The following is a 15,048-nucleotide window of genomic DNA, read 5'->3' on the forward strand; positions in this document are numbered from 1 at the left end:
TGCGATCTTGTGTCTGGCGGCCTTTGATATAGGTATGCGCGTGCAGCACAATAACCGGGACTTGCCCTTGACCGCCACGCTCAGCATCGTGATTCCGACCCTGGACGCCGAAAAACATCTGCCCCGTTGCCTGGACAGCCTGATCGAAGGCCTGACCAGCGGATTGATCCGCGATCTGGTCATCACCGATGGCGGGTCGCAGGATGCCACGGCCGAGATGGCCGAAGCCGCAGGCGCCGTCCTGGTCACCGGGCCGGCCTCGCGCGGGGGGCAGCTGCGCCGCGGGGTCGAAGCAGCCCGGGGCGACTGGCTGCTGGTGTTGCATGCCGATACCCATCTGTCGCCGGGCTGGTCGCAGGAGGTCATCGACCATATCCGCGACGAAGGTCCCACGGCCCATTTCCGGCTGTCCTTCCGCGAGGGCGGGATGATGGCCGGGCTGGTGGCCGGCTGGGCCAACCTGCGGGCCCGGCTCTTTGCCTTGCCCTATGGCGACCAGGGGCTGCTGCTGCGGCGCAGTGACTACGACGAAGCGGGCGGCTACCCCGACCAGCCGCTGATGGAAGACGTGGCCCTCGTCCGCGCCCTGGGCCGGCCCCTGGCACGGCTGGACAGCCGGGCGATTACCAGCGCCGAACGCTACCTGCGTGACGGTTGGATCCGCCGCGGCCTGCGGAACCTCTGGACCATGCTGCGGTACCGGCTGGGGGCCGATCCCGAACGCCTGGCCGCCGGCTACCGGCGCTGAGCCTTCTTCTGGGGCGTCACGCCCGTGGCAGGCCGGTCGCCGGATATTTTCAAAGAGAAAGAAGCAGCAGGTCGGCGCGCCACCCCGGCCAAGGCGCGGGATGTCCTGCTTCTTTCTCTTTTCAAGTATTCCCGGGGGAGTCCTCCAACGGAGGACGGGGGCAGCGCCCCCATCTACCCGGTGGGGGTCTCGCCCGGATCCTGGAACTGGAGACGGTAGAGCTCGGCATAGGCGCCGCCACGGGCGAGCAATTCGTCATGGGTGCCCTGGTCGATCACCCGGCCGCGTTCCATCACGACGATCCGGTCGGCATCGCGCACGGTCGACAGCCGGTGGGCGATGACCAGCGTGGTCCGCCCGCCCGAGAGCTTGTCCAGCGCCTGTTGCACGACCTTCTCCGATTGCGCGTCCAGCGCCGAGGTCGCCTCGTCCAGCAGCAGCACCGGGGATTCGCGCAGCAGGGCACGGGCGATGGCCACGCGCTGGCGCTGGCCGCCCGACAGGGCCGAGCCGCGCGGGCCGACCATGGTGTCCAGCCCGGCCGGAAGCTGGGGTAGGAAATCGCTGACATGGGCCGCGTCCAGAACCTCCTGCAGCCGGGCGTCGCTGACATCCTCGCGGCCCAGCAGGATGTTCTCGCGCAGGGTCTCGTCGAACAGCAGCGCCTCCTGGCTGACCACGGAGAACAGCCCGCGCAGGTCGTCGAGCGACATGTCCCGGGCCTCGACCCCGCCGATCCGCACCGAGCCCTGCGCCGGATCGACCAGCCGGGTCAGCACGTTGAAAATCGTCGACTTGCCCGCCCCCGAGGCGCCGACCAGCGCCGTGGTCTCGCCGGCCCGGGCGACGAGGTCGAGATCGCGCAGCACGGTGGTCTCGCCGTAGGACAGGGTGACCTTGTCGAGCGCGATGTCGGGCAGGCCCGTGGGCGGGGCCACGGGTGTGTCGGGCGAGGTCAGGGTGATCGGCGCATCCATCAGCGCCTTGATCCGTTCCATCGCCGCCGCCGCCACCTGCCACAGCCCGCTGATCGAACCGAGCCGGCGGATCGGGTCGAAAGCCAGGCCCATGGCCGTGAAGAAGCTCATGAACTCGCCCACGGATTTCTCGCCCGAGATGATCTCGGATCCGCCGAAGACCAGCACGGCCAGGAAGCCCAGCCCGGCCATCAGGTCGACGATGCCCGGGATCAGGGCCGAGCCGAAGGCCGCGCGGACCTCGGCCTCGACATAGGCCCCGGTCTTGTCGGCGAAACGGTCGGCCTGGTAGCTTTCCAGCCGGTTCAGCTTGACCGGCACGATGCCGTGAAAGACCTCGTCCAGCCGGGTGGCCAGGGCCGCGCCCAGGTCGCGGGCGCTGCGGGCCTGGCCGCGCACGAAGCGCTGGATCGCGGCGACCGGCAGGGCCATCAGCGGCGCGCCGATGAGGGTCACGGCCGTCCAGCGCCAGTCGACGCTGATCGCCACGCCCATCAGGGCCACCAGGGCCACGACGTCCCGCCCGGTGCCGGTGACCACGGCCCGCCAGACATCGTTGATGGCATTGACGTCGGTCTGGATGCGCTGGATCAGGAAGCCCGGCGGATGGGCCAGGTGAAACGCCCCGTCCTGGCGCATCATCCGGCGCAGCAGGTCCAGCCGCAGGGCCGCGGCGGTAAGCTGGGAAATGCGCGTGAGGATCACGCTCTGGCTGACCCCGGACACCGCGCGCAGGGCGAAGATGCCGGTGATCGTCAGCCCGACGGTCCAGATCGCCCGGGGATCACCCCCGACGAAGACCTTGTCGAACATCGGCTGCATCATGTAGCTCAGCGCGCCCAGCATCGAGCCTTCGATCGTCATGAAGACCAGCGCCACCAGCAGCCAGCCGATGTGGCGCCGCAGGTAACCGTCCCAGAGCCAGCGGAACAGGCCCTGTCCTGGGGTGTCGCTCATTCCGGTTTCTCCCCGGCGTGGAAGGCGCGGAACATCTCGTTGTTGTCGTATTCGGTGGCGATCCAGTCCTCGAAGGATATCGGGTCGCGGGCGTTGCGGGCCTCGTAGACATCCAGCGTGTAATCCAGGATGCCGACCTTGCCGTTGCGGAAATGCATGTAGCGCGGCGACAGCATGCGCCGGGCCTCGGATACCGGCTTGCCCTGCACGACCATCATGTAGATGGCCGAGGCAAAGCCGGCCCGGTCGGCGCCGGACTTGCAATGCATGACAAAGGGCGGCTCGAGCGTCTTGAGCTTGTCGATGACATCGAGGATGTCCTCGGGCACCGCCGCGCCACGGGCCAGCAGCCGGGCATTGACCAGGGTCAGGCCGAGCTCGTCGCAGATTTCCTTTTCCAGCAGGTAATGCGCCCCGTCGGTCTCGCCGCGCAGGTTGAGCACGGTGCGGATGCCCATGGCCTTCATCTTTTCGAAGCGTTTGCGCGTCGGGTGGTTCGACCGGTAGACCCCCGGGGCGACCTCGTCGAAATTGGTCCAGAGCCCGCGCAGGATCTCGTGGTCGAACCACAGCGCGTAGATCCGGGCCTTGCGCCGGTTCTCGGGCGTGGTGGGCGCGACGTTGTAATGCGCCCGGATCCGGCCTTCCCAATCCTTCAGCCGTGTCGCCAGGCTCATCCCGGTGGTCCTTCCTCTGTGCGGTCTGCGACCGATATGCGCAGGGTCGGCCCGCGCGGCCAAGACGCGGGCGTTTCGCGGATTGACCCCGCCGGCAACCCCGCTAACGTGCCCGGCGCTATTACAGGAACGTTCCATGACATCCAAGCCAAGCCTTCGCCAGGGCCGCCCCTACCTGGCCATTCCCGGTCCGTCCGTCATGCCCGACCGGGTGTTGCAGGCCATGCACCGGCCCGCGCCCAACATCTATGCCGGCGAGATCGTCGACATGACGGCCAGCCTTGTGCCCGATCTCAAGCGCGTGGCGCGCACCGATCACCATGTTGCCATCTATATCAGCAATGGTCACGGGGCCTGGGAAGCGGCGGTGTCCAACGTGGTGGCCCCGGGCGAAAAGGTGCTGGTGCCGGCGACCGGGCGGTTCGGCCTGGGCTGGAGCGAGATGGTCACCGGGATCGGCGGCGTGCCCGAGGTGATCGATTTCGGCAAGCGCACGCCCTGGGACCTGGACCGCGTGGCCGAGGCGCTGCGGGCCGACGAGGGCCACGAGATCAAGGCCGTGCTGGCCGTGCACGTGGACACGTCCAGCTCGATCCGCAACGACGTGCCGGGCCTGCGGCGGGTGCTGGACGAGACCGGCCACCCGGCGCTGCTGATGGTCGATTGCATCGCGTCGCTGGGCTGTGACCGGTTCGAGATGGATGCCTGGGGGGCCGATGTCATGGTGACCGGCTCGCAGAAGGGGCTGATGACGCCGCCGGGGCTGGGATTCGTGTTCTTCAACGACAAGGCCGATGCCGTGCGCAAGGCCATGCCGCGGGTCAGCCGCTACTGGGACTGGTCGCCGCGCGCGGCGCCCGAGTTCTATTACGAGTATTTCGGGGGCACGGCGGCGACGCATCACATCTTTGCCCTGCGCGAGGCGCTGACGATGATCCACGAGGAAGGGATCGAGAACATCTGGGCGCGACATGCCACCCTGGCCCGGGCGGTCTGGGCGGCGGTCGAGGCCTGGGGCGCGGACGGGCCGATGGAGCTGAACATGGCCGATCCGGCCTATCGGTCGCATGCGGTGACGGCGCTGCGGATCGGGGCGCCCCATGGCACGGCGCTGCGCGACTGGGTCGACGAGCGGCTGGGCCTGACGCTGGGCATCGGCCTGGGCATGGCGCCTCCGGGCGATCCGGCCTGGCACGGGTTCTTCCGCATCGGCCACATGGGGCACGTGAACGGCCACATGATCCTGGGCCTGCTGGGGGGCATCGATGCGGGGCTCAAGGCGCTGGACATCCCCCATGGCGGCGGCGCGCTGGAGGCAGCGACACAGGTGATCGCCGGGGTGTGACCCTGCCAGACGGCCCGCCGGTGGCAATTGTCGGGCCGGATATTTGGAAAGAGAAAGAAGCAGCAGGGCGGGGTCAGTCGTCGACCTGCTGCACCGGGTCTACGGGGGCGGCGCGGGCGGCGGCGAGCCGGTCGATGCCGTAATTCAGGCCGAGGGCCAGGCCGACAACGGCGATGAAGCCCAGCAGCGACCAGATCGCGCAGAAGATCCAGAACAGGTTGACGCCGAGCATGGTCAGGGCGGCATTGGTGTAATCGGGGGCCGAGGGGCGTTCGTCTGACGGCATGGGCGAGGGTCCTTAGGCTCACCCCAGAATAGCCCGCGGGGCGGCGCTGTCAGGTAAATCCTGTGCGACCGCCCGGGCCCGGGTGATCAGCCGCGCGCCGTTGCCAGAGCTTTGGGCAGGGCGGCGGCAAAGGCGTCGAGATCGGCGGGCGTGCCGCAGCTGACGCGGATGCAGCGGTTCTGCGGGGCGACGAAGGGCATGCGCACGAAGATGCCGAGGTCGATAAGCGCGTCGAGCACGGCCTTGGCAAAAGCCCCGTCGGCGCCGCAGTCGATGGCCACGAAATTGGTGGCCGAGGGCAGCGGGACCAGGCCGTTGTCGCGGGCGATGGTGGCGATGCGGGTGCGGGCGTCGGCGATCTGGTCCTGCACCCGGGCCAGCCAGTCGGCATCGTCCAGGGCGGCCAGGGCGCCGGCCTGGCCCAGGCGGTTGACGCCGAAATGGTTGCGGACCTTGTTGAAGGCCTGGATCAGCTCGGGATGGCCCAGGGCATAGCCGATGCGCTGGCCGGCCATGCCATAGGCCTTGGAGAAAGTGCGCATGCGGATCACCCGGGGATCGTCATGGGGCAGGGGCAGCGCGGCGGCGGCCGGGGCGCATTCGATATAAGCCTCGTCGAGCACAAGCAGGGTGCCTTCGGGCAGGGAGTCGATGGCCCGGGCAATGGTCTGGCCGGTGACCCAGCTGCCCATCGGGTTGTCGGGATTGGCCAGGTAGACCAGCTTGGCCCCGGTTTCGGCCGCCCGGGCGACCAGGGCCTCGGGGTCCTCGGCATCGTCGCGATAGGGCACCTTGTGCAGCACGCCGCCAAAGCCCGCGACATGGTAGTTGAAGGTCGGGTAGGCGCCGTCGGAGGTGACCACGCCGTCGCCCGGTTCGATCAGCAGGCGGACCAGGGCGCCGAGCAGGCCGTCGATGCCTTCGCCGATGGTGATCTGTTCCGGCGTGACATCGTGGTGGCGGGCCAGGGCCTGGCGCAGGTCGTGGCTCTCGGGGTCGCCGTAGCACCAGATGGCGTCCAGCGCGTCGCGCATGGCCTGCAGGGCCCGGGGCGACGGGCCGAAGACGTTTTCATTGGCGCCCAGCCGGGCGGCAAAGGCCCGGCCGCGGGCGCGTTCCTGGGCCTCGGGGCCGACGAAGGGGACGGTGGCGGGCAGGCCCTGGGCCAGGGTGGTGTAACGCGGTGTGGTCATGGCCCGCCATATTGCCCGGGTCGCGGGGCGGCGCAAGCCCCATGGCGGCCGGCGGGGCCGGGGGCCGTGACCCGGCGTTCCGGTGGACGGGCGGTCCGGCCCCCGGCAGGGTGGGGCCAAGCCAGGCGGAGGAGAGAACATGGCCCGTGTATCGGTCACCCTTGAGGATCACGTCGCAACGGTCATGCTGACCCGGGGCGACAAGATGAATGCGCTCGACGACGAGATGATCGCGGCGATCCTGGCCGCGGCCGAAGAGGTCGGGGCCTCGGGCGCGCGGGCGGTGGTGCTGGCCGGCGAGGGACGCAGTTTCTGCGCCGGGCTGGATCTGCAGAGCTTTGCGCGGATGGCCGGGATGGATGTCGAGGGCTGGCTGATGGCGCGCAGCCACCATGATGCCAACGGGATGCAGGAGGTCGCGCTGGCGTGGCGGCGGCTGCAGGTGCCGGTCATCGCGGCACTGCAGGGGGCGGTCTATGGCGGCGGGCTGCAGCTGGCGCTGGGGGCGGATGTGCGGATCGCGGCGCCGGATGCGCAGCTGGCGGTGATGGAAATGAAATGGGGGCTGGTGCCCGACATGGGAGGCATGGTGCTGTTGCCGTCGCTGGTGCGTTCGGACGTGCTGCGGCTGCTGACCTATACGGCGCAACCGGTGGGCGCCGAGCAGGCCGAACGCTGGGGGCTGGTCACCCGGCTGGCCGAGGATCCCCTGGCCGAGGCGCAGGCCCTGGCCCGCCAGATCGCCGGGCAGAGCCCGTCGGCCATCCGGGCAGCCAAGCGGCTGATCGGGCAGGCAGAGCAGGACAGCCGGCCCGAGGTGCTGCTGGCCGAAAGCCGCGAACAGGTCGGGCTGATCGGCAAGCCCGACCAGGTGGAAGTCGTGACCGCCCAGATGCAAAAGCGCGCGCCCGTGTTCAAGTGAGGCGCCGGGGGCGCTGCCCCCGGACCCCCGAGGGTACTTGGGCCAAGAAGAAGCAGGGGGATGCGTGGTTGTCCCGGGCGTTGGGGAGGGCGGAACGTGCGTCTTCGGCGGGTTGCGGCGGCGGTTTGACGATCGTTCAGGGGAATGCGTCGGGTTCGAGCCCGTTCTCGCCGGCATCCGGCATGGGCGTGACGTCGATGAAGCGGCCCGGGTTGCTGCTTCTTTCTCTTCTTAAATATCCGGCCGTCCAGGCTCCGCCGGGCGCTGTCACCGGAAAAAGGCGCGGCGGGCGTCACGGGCCATGTGATAGCGCATTTCCAGGTCGGCGATCCGCGGCATGGCCGCCCGGCGTTCATCCGGGTCGGTCAGCGCGGCATAGGCGCGCCGGGCCTCGGCCAGTTCGTCCTTCAAGCTGAATTCCCGGGGTTTCACCCCGGCTTCCGCCATGATCCGCATTCCTGCCGACAGGGCCGGATCGACCAAGGCCTCGCCCGAGCGGTCCGGCAGGGGGCGGCCTTCGCCACGCAGGCCGCGCAGCAGGCCGCGGGCTTCTGCCTTGCGGATCTGGCGTTCGACGAGGGAGCGGAAGGCGCGGGACATGGGTCGTATCATGCCACATGTCCCGCCACCGTTCCAGTTCGGGCCTGCCGGGAGGGCGCCCGGCTCAGCCGATCTCGGACAGCCGGGCCAGGGCCTCTTTCAGCTGGGCCTCTTCGCTTTCGCGGGCGGCCAGGTTGGCCCGGGTTTCCTCGACCACTTCTTCGGGCGCGCTTTCGGCGAACTTGGGGTTGTTCAGCCGTCCGCGCAGCCCGCCTAGCTCCTTGGCCAGCTTGCCCAGGGTCTTTTCCAGCCGCGCCTTTTCGGCGTCGATGTCGATGATGTCGGCCAGCGGCAGGCCGAAGGTCGCGCCCTCGGCCGGGATCGTGATCGTGCCCTTGGGCATCGTCTCGGTCTCGGTCAGCCCCTCGATCCGGGCCAGGCGCCGGATCAGGGTCTCGTTGACATCCCAGGCCGCGCGGGCGGCCGGGTCCATGCCCGTCACGACCATCGGCACGTAGAGCCCGGCGGGCACATGCATCTGGGCGCGGGCCGAGCGGGTGTTTTCGATCACCGAGATCACCCAGTTCATCTCGCGGTCCGCCGCATCGTCGATCAGGGCATCGCCATAGGTCGGCCAATCGGCATGGACCAGCAGCTTGGCCCGGTCGCCGGTGGCATCCCAGAGCTCTTCGGTGATGAAGGGCATGATCGGGTGCAGCAGGATGAAACACTGGTCGAGCACCCAGCGCATGGTCGCCCGGGTCTCGGCCTGCGCGGCGCTGCCTTCGGCCAGCAGGGGCTTGGCAAATTCGACATACCAGTCGCAGACCTTGCCCCAGACAAAGGCATAAAGCGCGCCGGCGGCATCGTTGAAGCGGAAGGCTTCGAGCGCGGCATCGACCTCGGCGCGCACGCGGGCGGTTTCACCGATGATCCAGCGGTTGACCGTGGCCGTGGCCGCCGGCGGCGTGGCCGATTGCGGCACGGCGTCGGTGAAGACGCCGTTCATCTCGGCAAAGCGCGTGGCGTTCCAGATCTTGGTGCCGAAGTTGCGATAGCCGGCGATGCGGGCGGTCGACAGTTTCAGGTCGCGGCCCATGGCGGCCATGGATGTCAGGGTGAAGCGGACCGCATCGGCGCCGTATTCGTCGATCAGCTCGAGCGGGTCGAGCACGTTGCCCAGCGATTTCGACATCTTCTTGCCCTTCTCGTCACGGACGAGGGCATGGACATAGACGGTGTCGAAGGGACGTTGGCCCATGACGGCATATTGCATCATCATCATCCGGGCGACCCAGAAGAAGATGATGTCGAAACCGGTGATCAGGACATTGGTCGGGAAGTATTTCTGCAGCTCGTCGGTCTGGTCGGGCCAGCCCAGCGTGCCGATGGGCCAGAGACCCGACGAGAACCAGGTGTCGAGCACGTCCGGATCGCGCCAGACCGGGTAGAGCACGGTGGTCGGGTCCTGGCTGACCTCGTATTCGGCCAGGCTGCGGGCCAGGGTGGCGATGGCCTCGTGCTTGTCGGCGACCTCGACGATGCGGGCATGCGACAGGGGCGTGGGAATGTCGGCGATTTCATCGCGGAAGGCCGGCTGGACGTCTTCGAAGCTGGCCGCGCAATGGGCCCGGGCGCCGGCATGGACCATGCCGCCGTCCTGCAGCAGGCGGCCGAGTTCGACCATGTCGAGATCGCCGTCGCCTTCGTCGTCGCGGAAATCGGGGGCCGAGAGGTCAAGCCCGTACCAGACCGGGATCTGGTGGCCCCACCAGAGCTGGCGCGAGATGCACCAGGGTTCGATGTTTTCCAGCCAGTGGAAATAGACCCGGCGATCGGATTCGGGCAGGATGGTCGTCTCGCCGCTGCGCACGGCATCGAGGGCCGGGCCGACGATCCGGGCGGTGTCGACGAACCATTGGTCGGTGAGCATGGGCTCGATGACCACCTTGGAGCGGTCGCCGAAGGGCTGCATGATGGGCTTGGCTTCGACCAGGGGCACCAGGGCCGGCTCGTCGGTCTCTTCCGAGTCCGCCTCGCGCTTTTTCTTGCCCAGGCGCGGGTCGTCGGCGGCGGTCATGACGGCCAGGCCTTCGGCGGTGATGTCGTCGATGACGCGCTGGCGGGCTTCGAACCGGTCGAGCCCGCGCAGGTGGTCGGGCACCAGGTTCAGCGTGTCGATCTCGGCCTCGGAGAAGGCCGCGCCATTGGCGATCTCCTGGGCGCGGGCCGCGCAGGTGGCATGGTCGGCCCCGTCGTCGCGCAGGTGGCCCGAGGTGTCCATCAGCCGGTACATCGGGATGTTGTTGCGGCTGGCCACGGCATAGTCGTTGAAATCATGCGCGCCGGTGATCTTGACCGCGCCCGAACCGAAACTCGGATCGGGATATTCATCGGTGATGATCGGGATCAGGCGGCGGTGTTCCCTGGGGCCCACCGGGATCTCGCAGAGCTTGCCGACGATGGGCGCATAGCGCGCGTCGTCCGGGTGCACGGCCACGGCGCCGTCGCCCAGCATGGTTTCCGGGCGGGTCGTGGCGATCGAGATATAGTCGCGGGTCTCGCGCAGGGTGACGTTGCCGTCTTCGTCCTTCTCGACGTATTCGTAGGTCTCGCCACCGGCCAGCGGGTACTTGAAATGCCACATGTGGCCGTTGACTTCGATGTTCTCGACCTCGAGGTCGGAGATCGCCGTTTCGAAATGCGGGTCCCAGTTGACCAGCCGCTTGCCGCGGTAGATCAGGCCCTTGTTGTACATGTCGACGAAGACCTTGATGACGGCGTCATGGAAATTGCCGTCTTCGCCTTCGGGCGCGCCGGGGGCGCCGGACATGGTGAAGGCATTGCGCGACCAGTCGCAGGAGGCGCCAAGGCGCTTGAGCTGGTTGATGATCGTGCCGCCGGACTGGCCCTTCCATTCCCAGACCTTTTCCAGGAAGGCCTCGCGGCCCATCTCGCGCCGGGTGGCATTGGCGCTGTCCTTGGCCAGCTCGCGCTCGACGACCATCTGGGTGGCGATGCCGGCATGGTCCTGGCCGGGCTGCCAGAGCGTGTCGAACCCGCGCATGCGGTGCCAGCGGACGAGGATGTCCTGCAGGGTGTTGTTGAAGGCATGCCCCATGTGCAGCGAGCCCGTCACGTTGGGCGGGGGGATCATGATGCAGAAGGTCTCGGGCCGGGAGGCATTGGCCCCGGCCTTGAAACAGCCGGCTTCTTCCCAGGCCTTGTAGAGACGGCTTTCGGCTGCGGCGGCGTCGAATGTCTTGTCCATGGGTCCCACGCTTTCGTCCTGACGGTCGGCTTTGTCCTCTACCTGCTGGGCCGGGCAAGGGGAAGGTGGCAGCGGGGGATTTCTTGCCCGGCGATGGCCCGGGCGGAGGCGGCGGGATGGGATATTTCAGAAGAGAAAGAAGCAGAAAGGCTTTCTTAACCCTGGTCGGTCACATTGATCGGGCGGTACAGGCTGGGAAGCCGATGACCGCAAGAGGAAGAAGCGGCCCCGGTCTCACTGTAAGCACCGCGATGTACAGCGGCCGGCAGGGGATCGGGGCGCTTCGGCTGCGGCGGCCGCCGCCTGGCCCCCACGCCCGGCCGTTTGTTGCCCGCCGGGCGCACCGCGGTGCCGCTGATCGCCGCAGACATCGTGATCATCCTGATCACCGCCCCGAAAACGCCCACGCGACGGGCCTGCATCCCCGATCGCTCTTTCGCGCCTCCTTCCTGCTTCTTTCTCTTCTCAAATATCCCAGTGCGTCCCCACCATCCGCTCCCGACGGTTCGGAAGCTGCGCGCAACGTCCGTTCTCTCCGCATCCCGACCGCCCGGACCATGCGCAGGCCCACTGTCGCAGGCCTGTCACTGGACAAGCGCGGCCGGCTGGCTAGTGTCACTTCCAAGCCAGATCTGAGGAAGGATGACGATGGAAAAGTTCGGCAAGAGCCAGCCCGTCAAACGTGTCGAGGACCAGCGATTTCTGACCGGCACGGGACGTTACGTGGATGACATCGCTCCGGACGGCGCCCTGCATGCCGTCTACCTGCGCAGCCCCGCGGCCCATGCAACGATCCTGTCGATCGATGTCGAAGACGCCCGCGCCGCCGAAGGCGTTGCCGCCGTCTACACCGTGGCCGATCTCGAAGCTGCCGGCGTCGATATCTCGATGCCGGCCACCGTGGTGCCCAACCGCGACGGCACCATGGGCGCCGAGCCGCTGCGCCCGATGCTGGCCAGGGACAAGGTGCGCTATGTCGGCGAGCCCATGGCCGTGGTCATCGCCGAGACCCTCGACCAGGCCCGCGATGCCGCCGAGCTGATCGAATACGACCTGGACGACCTGCCGGCCAAGCTCGACCTGGCCCGGGGTGGCGCCGCGCTGCATGACGTGGCCCCCGACAACCTGGCCTTCGATTGGGGGCTGGGCGACGAGGCCGCGACCGAGGCTGCCTTCCAGGCCGCCGCCCGGACTGTCAGCCTGGAGGTCGGCGACAACCGGATCATCGTCAATTCGATGGAGCCGCGCGGCTGTTACGCCGAATGGCAGGACGGCCGGATGCACCTGGCCTTCAACGGTCAGGGCGTCTGGGGCATGAAGGAGGCCCTGTCCGCCGCGCTGGGGCTGGACCGCGAGGCCGTGCGCATCACCAATCCCGACGTGGGCGGGGGCTTCGGCATGAAATCCGGACCCTATCCCGAGTATTTCTCGGTCGCCCTGGCCGCCCGGCTGCTGGACCGGCCGGTGCGCTGGATGTCCGACCGGGCCGAGGCGATGATGGCCGACAACGGTGGCCGCGACCTGGTCTCGCTGGCCGAGCTGGCCTTTGACGCCGACAACCGCATCACGGCCTACCGCGTGCGCACGCGCTGCAACCTGGGTGCCTACAACTCGGTCTATGGCCAGCCGATCCAGACCGAGCTCTTTGCCCGGGTTCTGATGGGCACCTACGATGTCCAGACCACCTGGCTGGGCGTCGAGGGTTATTACACCAACACCACCCAGGTTGATGCCTATCGCGGGGCCGGCCGGCCCGAGGCGATCTACGTTCTGGAACGGGTGATGGACCGGGCCGCGCGCGAGCTGGGGATCGACCCGCTGGAGCTGCGGCGGATCAATTTCATCAAGCCCGACCAGTTTCCCTATGTCACCGCCACCGGCGAGAATTACGACGTCGGCGATTTCGACAAGGTCATGACCCGGGCCGTGGCCGAGGCCGACCTGGCCGGCTTTGCCGCGCGCCGGGCGGCCGATGCCGGCGAGGGAAAATTGCGCGGGCAGGGGATCTGTTACTATATCGAAAGTATTCTGGGTGATCCTTCGGAAACGGCCAAGGTCGAATTCCACGAGGATGGCACAGTGAGCATCTATGTCGGCACGCAATCGAACGGGCAGGGCCATGAAACGGTCTTTGCCCAGTTCCTTGCCGATCAGACCGGCATCCCGGCTGACATGATCCGCGTCGTGCAGGGCGACAGCGACCTGATCGCCAAGGGCGGCGGCACCGGCGGGTCGCGCTCGGTGACCACGCAGAACACGGCCACGCTGGCCACGGTGGATGCCATGGTCGCGGCCTTCATCCCCTTCCTGGCCGACAAGATGGGCGTTGAGCCCGACAGTGTCGCATTCGATGCCGAGACCTTCCGCGCGCCGGGGTCGAACATGACGCCGACGATGATCGAGGCGGCCGAGATGGCCCGGGCCGAAGGGCGCGACGATCTGCTGGTCCACCAGGAAACCGCCGAGCTGCCGGGGCGGTCCTATCCCAATGGCTGTCACGTGGCCGAGGTGGTGATCGATCCCGATACCGGGCTGGTCACGCTCGACCGCTATACCGTGGTCGACGATTTTGGCAACCTTATCAACCCGATGCTGGCCGAGGGCCAGGTGCATGGCGGGGTGGCCCAGGGCGTGGGACAGGCGCTGACCGAACACGTGGTCTATGACGAGGACGGCCAGCTGCTGACGGCAACGTTCATGGACTACGCCATGCCCCGGGCCTATGATATGCCCATGGTGTCCTTTACCTCGGAACCCGTGCCCTCGAAGGCCAATATCATGGGGATGAAGGGCTGTGGCGAGGCCGGGACCGTCGGCGCGCTGGCGGCCGTGTCCAACGCGGTGCAGGACGCGCTGTGGGATCGCGGGGTGCGCCAGGCCGATATGCCGTTCACCCCGCTCAAGGTCTGGGAAATGCTCAAGGATGGCCCTGTCGCCGCTGAATGACCGCTTCTCCCGATGGTTCGGTCGCCTGCGGTGGGCCGAACCGTCGGAGCCGGGGCGCGAGCTGCCGCCCCGCATTCACGTGGTCGTGCTGGACGGCACGCTGTCGACGCTGGAGCCGGGCGAGGAGACCAATGCCGGGCTGCTCTACAAGCTCTGCCGCGAGGCCGGTGCGCCGGTGCTGGTGCATTACGAGAAGGGCGTGCAATGGCCCAACTGGCGGGCCACGATGGACGTGCTGCAGGGCAAGGGCACCAGCCGCAAGATCCGCAGGGCCTATGGCCGGCTGGCCTCGCGTTATCGGCCGGGTGACCGGATCTTCCTGTTCGGATTCTCGCGCGGGGCCTTTGCGGCGCGCTCGTTGGCCGGGGTGATCGACATGGTGGGGTTGCTCAGGCCCGAACATGCCACCCATTCCAACGTGCGCCAGGCCTATCGCCATTACGAGCGCAACCCCTATGGCCATGCGGCGGCGGCCTTTTCCGAGCGGCTGTGCCACCCCCATGGCACCGTCGAGATCGAGATGGTCGGGGTCTGGGACACGGTCAAGGCGCTGGGGCTGCGGGTGCCGGTGCTGTGGCGGCTGGTGCGCAGCCGGCATGCCTATCACAACCATACGCTGGGCCCGTCGGTGAAGGCGGGGTTTCATGCGCTGGCGCGGGACGAGACGCGGCTGGCCTATGAGCCGGTGATGTGGACAACGCCGCCGGGCTGGAAAGGGCGGCTGGAACAGGTCTGGTTCCCGGGCACCCATGGCGACGTGGGCGGCCAGCTGGACGGGGTGCGCGCGGCACGGCCATTGGCCAACCTGTCGCTGGTCTGGATGCTGGAGCGCGCCGAGGAAAGCGGTCTGCCCCTGCCCGAAGGGTGGCGCGCGCGGTTCCCCTGTGATGCCGGGGCGCCGTCGATCGGAGGCTGGCGCGGCTGGGCCAAGGTGATGATCCTGCGTGCGCCACGGGTCATCGGGCGCGACCGGTCGGAACGGCTGTTCGAGGCCGAGCCGGGCGCTGAAGCCGGGGCCGAGCCGCTGGGGGCGGGCTGGCCGGAGGCGGGCGAGACCGGGTTGCCGCGGGTGAGCTGGGCCGAGCGGATGGCCGCCTTGTGGACATCGACGGATGGTCGGGCCTGAAGGCGGGCCATGTGGCCGGCCGCGTGTCGGGTATTTTTGCCAAGAAGAAGCAGGGCGTCG

Annotated in this window: 11 protein-coding genes; 5 read left to right on the forward strand and 6 right to left on the reverse strand. The window is 68.2% G+C overall.

Going from position 1 to position 15,048, the window contains the following annotated elements:
- Positions 1–67: 67 nt before the first annotated feature.
- Positions 68–748 carry a TIGR04283 family arsenosugar biosynthesis glycosyltransferase gene (locus tag ACK3BB_RS09160; RefSeq protein ID WP_428928413.1) on the forward strand — a complete coding sequence of 227 codons (681 nt, stop codon included), beginning with the start codon at positions 68–70 and terminating at the stop codon, positions 746–748.
- A 173-nt stretch (positions 749–921) separates the two neighbouring features.
- Here the strand turns inward: ACK3BB_RS09160 and ACK3BB_RS09165 are convergent, their stop codons facing one another.
- Together ACK3BB_RS09165 and ACK3BB_RS09170 are read right to left on the reverse strand one after the other, a co-directional pair.
- On the reverse strand, positions 922–2,682 hold the full coding sequence (locus ACK3BB_RS09165) for an ABC transporter ATP-binding protein (RefSeq protein ID WP_428928414.1): 1,761 nt from the start codon (positions 2,680–2,682) through the stop codon (positions 922–924).
- Positions 2,679–3,359: a tyrosine-protein phosphatase gene (locus ACK3BB_RS09170; protein WP_428928415.1), complete on the reverse strand. Its 681-nt coding sequence runs from the start codon at positions 3,357–3,359 to the stop codon at positions 2,679–2,681. The genes ACK3BB_RS09165 and ACK3BB_RS09170 overlap by 4 nt, the downstream gene beginning before the upstream one ends.
- Positions 3,360–3,495: 136 nt before the next feature.
- Between ACK3BB_RS09170 and ACK3BB_RS09175 the strand changes: the two genes are divergently transcribed.
- Entirely contained in the window at positions 3,496–4,704 is a 1,209-nt protein-coding gene (locus tag ACK3BB_RS09175; protein WP_428928416.1) for a pyridoxal-phosphate-dependent aminotransferase family protein, read from the forward strand.
- A gap of 73 nt (positions 4,705–4,777) precedes the next feature.
- Here the strand turns inward: ACK3BB_RS09175 and ACK3BB_RS09180 are convergent, their stop codons facing one another.
- A complete protein-coding gene (locus tag ACK3BB_RS09180) occupies positions 4,778–4,990 on the reverse strand; it encodes a hypothetical protein (RefSeq protein WP_428928417.1) in 213 nt (70 codons plus the stop codon).
- 86 nt (positions 4,991–5,076) lie between these two features.
- Complete coding sequence (locus ACK3BB_RS09185; RefSeq protein ID WP_428928418.1) at positions 5,077–6,183, reverse strand: pyridoxal phosphate-dependent aminotransferase; 1,107 nt, start codon at positions 6,181–6,183, stop codon at positions 5,077–5,079.
- A gap of 139 nt (positions 6,184–6,322) precedes the next feature.
- On the opposite strand from ACK3BB_RS09185, the gene ACK3BB_RS09190 reads away from it, so the two are divergent.
- On the forward strand, positions 6,323–7,105 hold the full coding sequence (locus ACK3BB_RS09190) for a crotonase/enoyl-CoA hydratase family protein (protein ID WP_428928419.1): 783 nt from the start codon (positions 6,323–6,325) through the stop codon (positions 7,103–7,105).
- A gap of 267 nt (positions 7,106–7,372) precedes the next feature.
- On the opposite strand, the gene ACK3BB_RS09195 is transcribed toward ACK3BB_RS09190, so the two are convergent.
- Positions 7,373–7,705 carry a DUF1992 domain-containing protein gene (locus ACK3BB_RS09195; protein ID WP_428928420.1) on the reverse strand — a complete coding sequence of 111 codons (333 nt, stop codon included), beginning with the start codon at positions 7,703–7,705 and terminating at the stop codon, positions 7,373–7,375.
- 64 nt (positions 7,706–7,769) lie between these two features.
- Complete coding sequence (locus tag ACK3BB_RS09200) at positions 7,770–10,916, reverse strand: valine--tRNA ligase (RefSeq protein WP_428928421.1); 3,147 nt, start codon at positions 10,914–10,916, stop codon at positions 7,770–7,772.
- Between the two features lie 648 nt (positions 10,917–11,564).
- Here ACK3BB_RS09200 and ACK3BB_RS09205 point away from each other — a divergent pair.
- Together ACK3BB_RS09205 and ACK3BB_RS09210 are read left to right on the forward strand one after the other, a co-directional pair.
- Positions 11,565–13,862, forward strand: a complete 2,298-nt coding sequence (locus ACK3BB_RS09205) for a xanthine dehydrogenase family protein molybdopterin-binding subunit (protein WP_428928422.1) — start codon at positions 11,565–11,567, stop codon at positions 13,860–13,862.
- On the forward strand, positions 13,840–14,988 hold the full coding sequence (locus ACK3BB_RS09210; protein ID WP_428928423.1) for a DUF2235 domain-containing protein: 1,149 nt from the start codon (positions 13,840–13,842) through the stop codon (positions 14,986–14,988). Before ACK3BB_RS09205 ends, ACK3BB_RS09210 begins: the two co-directional genes overlap by 23 nt.
- Positions 14,989–15,048: the final 60 nt, after the last annotated feature.

This window comes from Marinibacterium sp. SX1, assembly GCF_050389775.1.
Lineage (GTDB): Bacteria > Pseudomonadota > Alphaproteobacteria > Rhodobacterales > Rhodobacteraceae > Marinibacterium.

What these genes read in the sequence shown, in the direction of transcription:
- ACK3BB_RS09180 (WP_428928417.1), bottom strand. Translation starts at nt 4,990, where the DNA reads ATGCCGTCAGACGAACGCCCCTCGGCCCCCGATTACACCAATGCCGCC.
- ACK3BB_RS09185 (WP_428928418.1), bottom strand. Translation starts at nt 6,183, where the DNA reads ATGACCACACCGCGTTACACCACCCTGGCCCAGGGCCTGCCCGCCACC.
- ACK3BB_RS09200 (WP_428928421.1), bottom strand. Translation starts at nt 10,916, where the DNA reads ATGGACAAGACATTCGACGCCGCCGCAGCCGAAAGCCGTCTCTACAAG.
- ACK3BB_RS09205 (WP_428928422.1), top strand. Translation starts at nt 11,565, where the DNA reads ATGGAAAAGTTCGGCAAGAGCCAGCCCGTCAAACGTGTCGAGGACCAG.
- ACK3BB_RS09210 (WP_428928423.1), top strand. Translation starts at nt 13,840, where the DNA reads ATGGCCCTGTCGCCGCTGAATGACCGCTTCTCCCGATGGTTCGGTCGC.
- ACK3BB_RS09175 (WP_428928416.1), top strand. Translation starts at nt 3,496, where the DNA reads ATGACATCCAAGCCAAGCCTTCGCCAGGGCCGCCCCTACCTGGCCATT.
- ACK3BB_RS09195 (WP_428928420.1), bottom strand. Translation starts at nt 7,705, where the DNA reads ATGTCCCGCGCCTTCCGCTCCCTCGTCGAACGCCAGATCCGCAAGGCA.
- ACK3BB_RS09165 (WP_428928414.1), bottom strand. Translation starts at nt 2,682, where the DNA reads ATGAGCGACACCCCAGGACAGGGCCTGTTCCGCTGGCTCTGGGACGGT.
- ACK3BB_RS09170 (WP_428928415.1), bottom strand. Translation starts at nt 3,359, where the DNA reads ATGAGCCTGGCGACACGGCTGAAGGATTGGGAAGGCCGGATCCGGGCG.
- ACK3BB_RS09190 (WP_428928419.1), top strand. Translation starts at nt 6,323, where the DNA reads ATGGCCCGTGTATCGGTCACCCTTGAGGATCACGTCGCAACGGTCATG.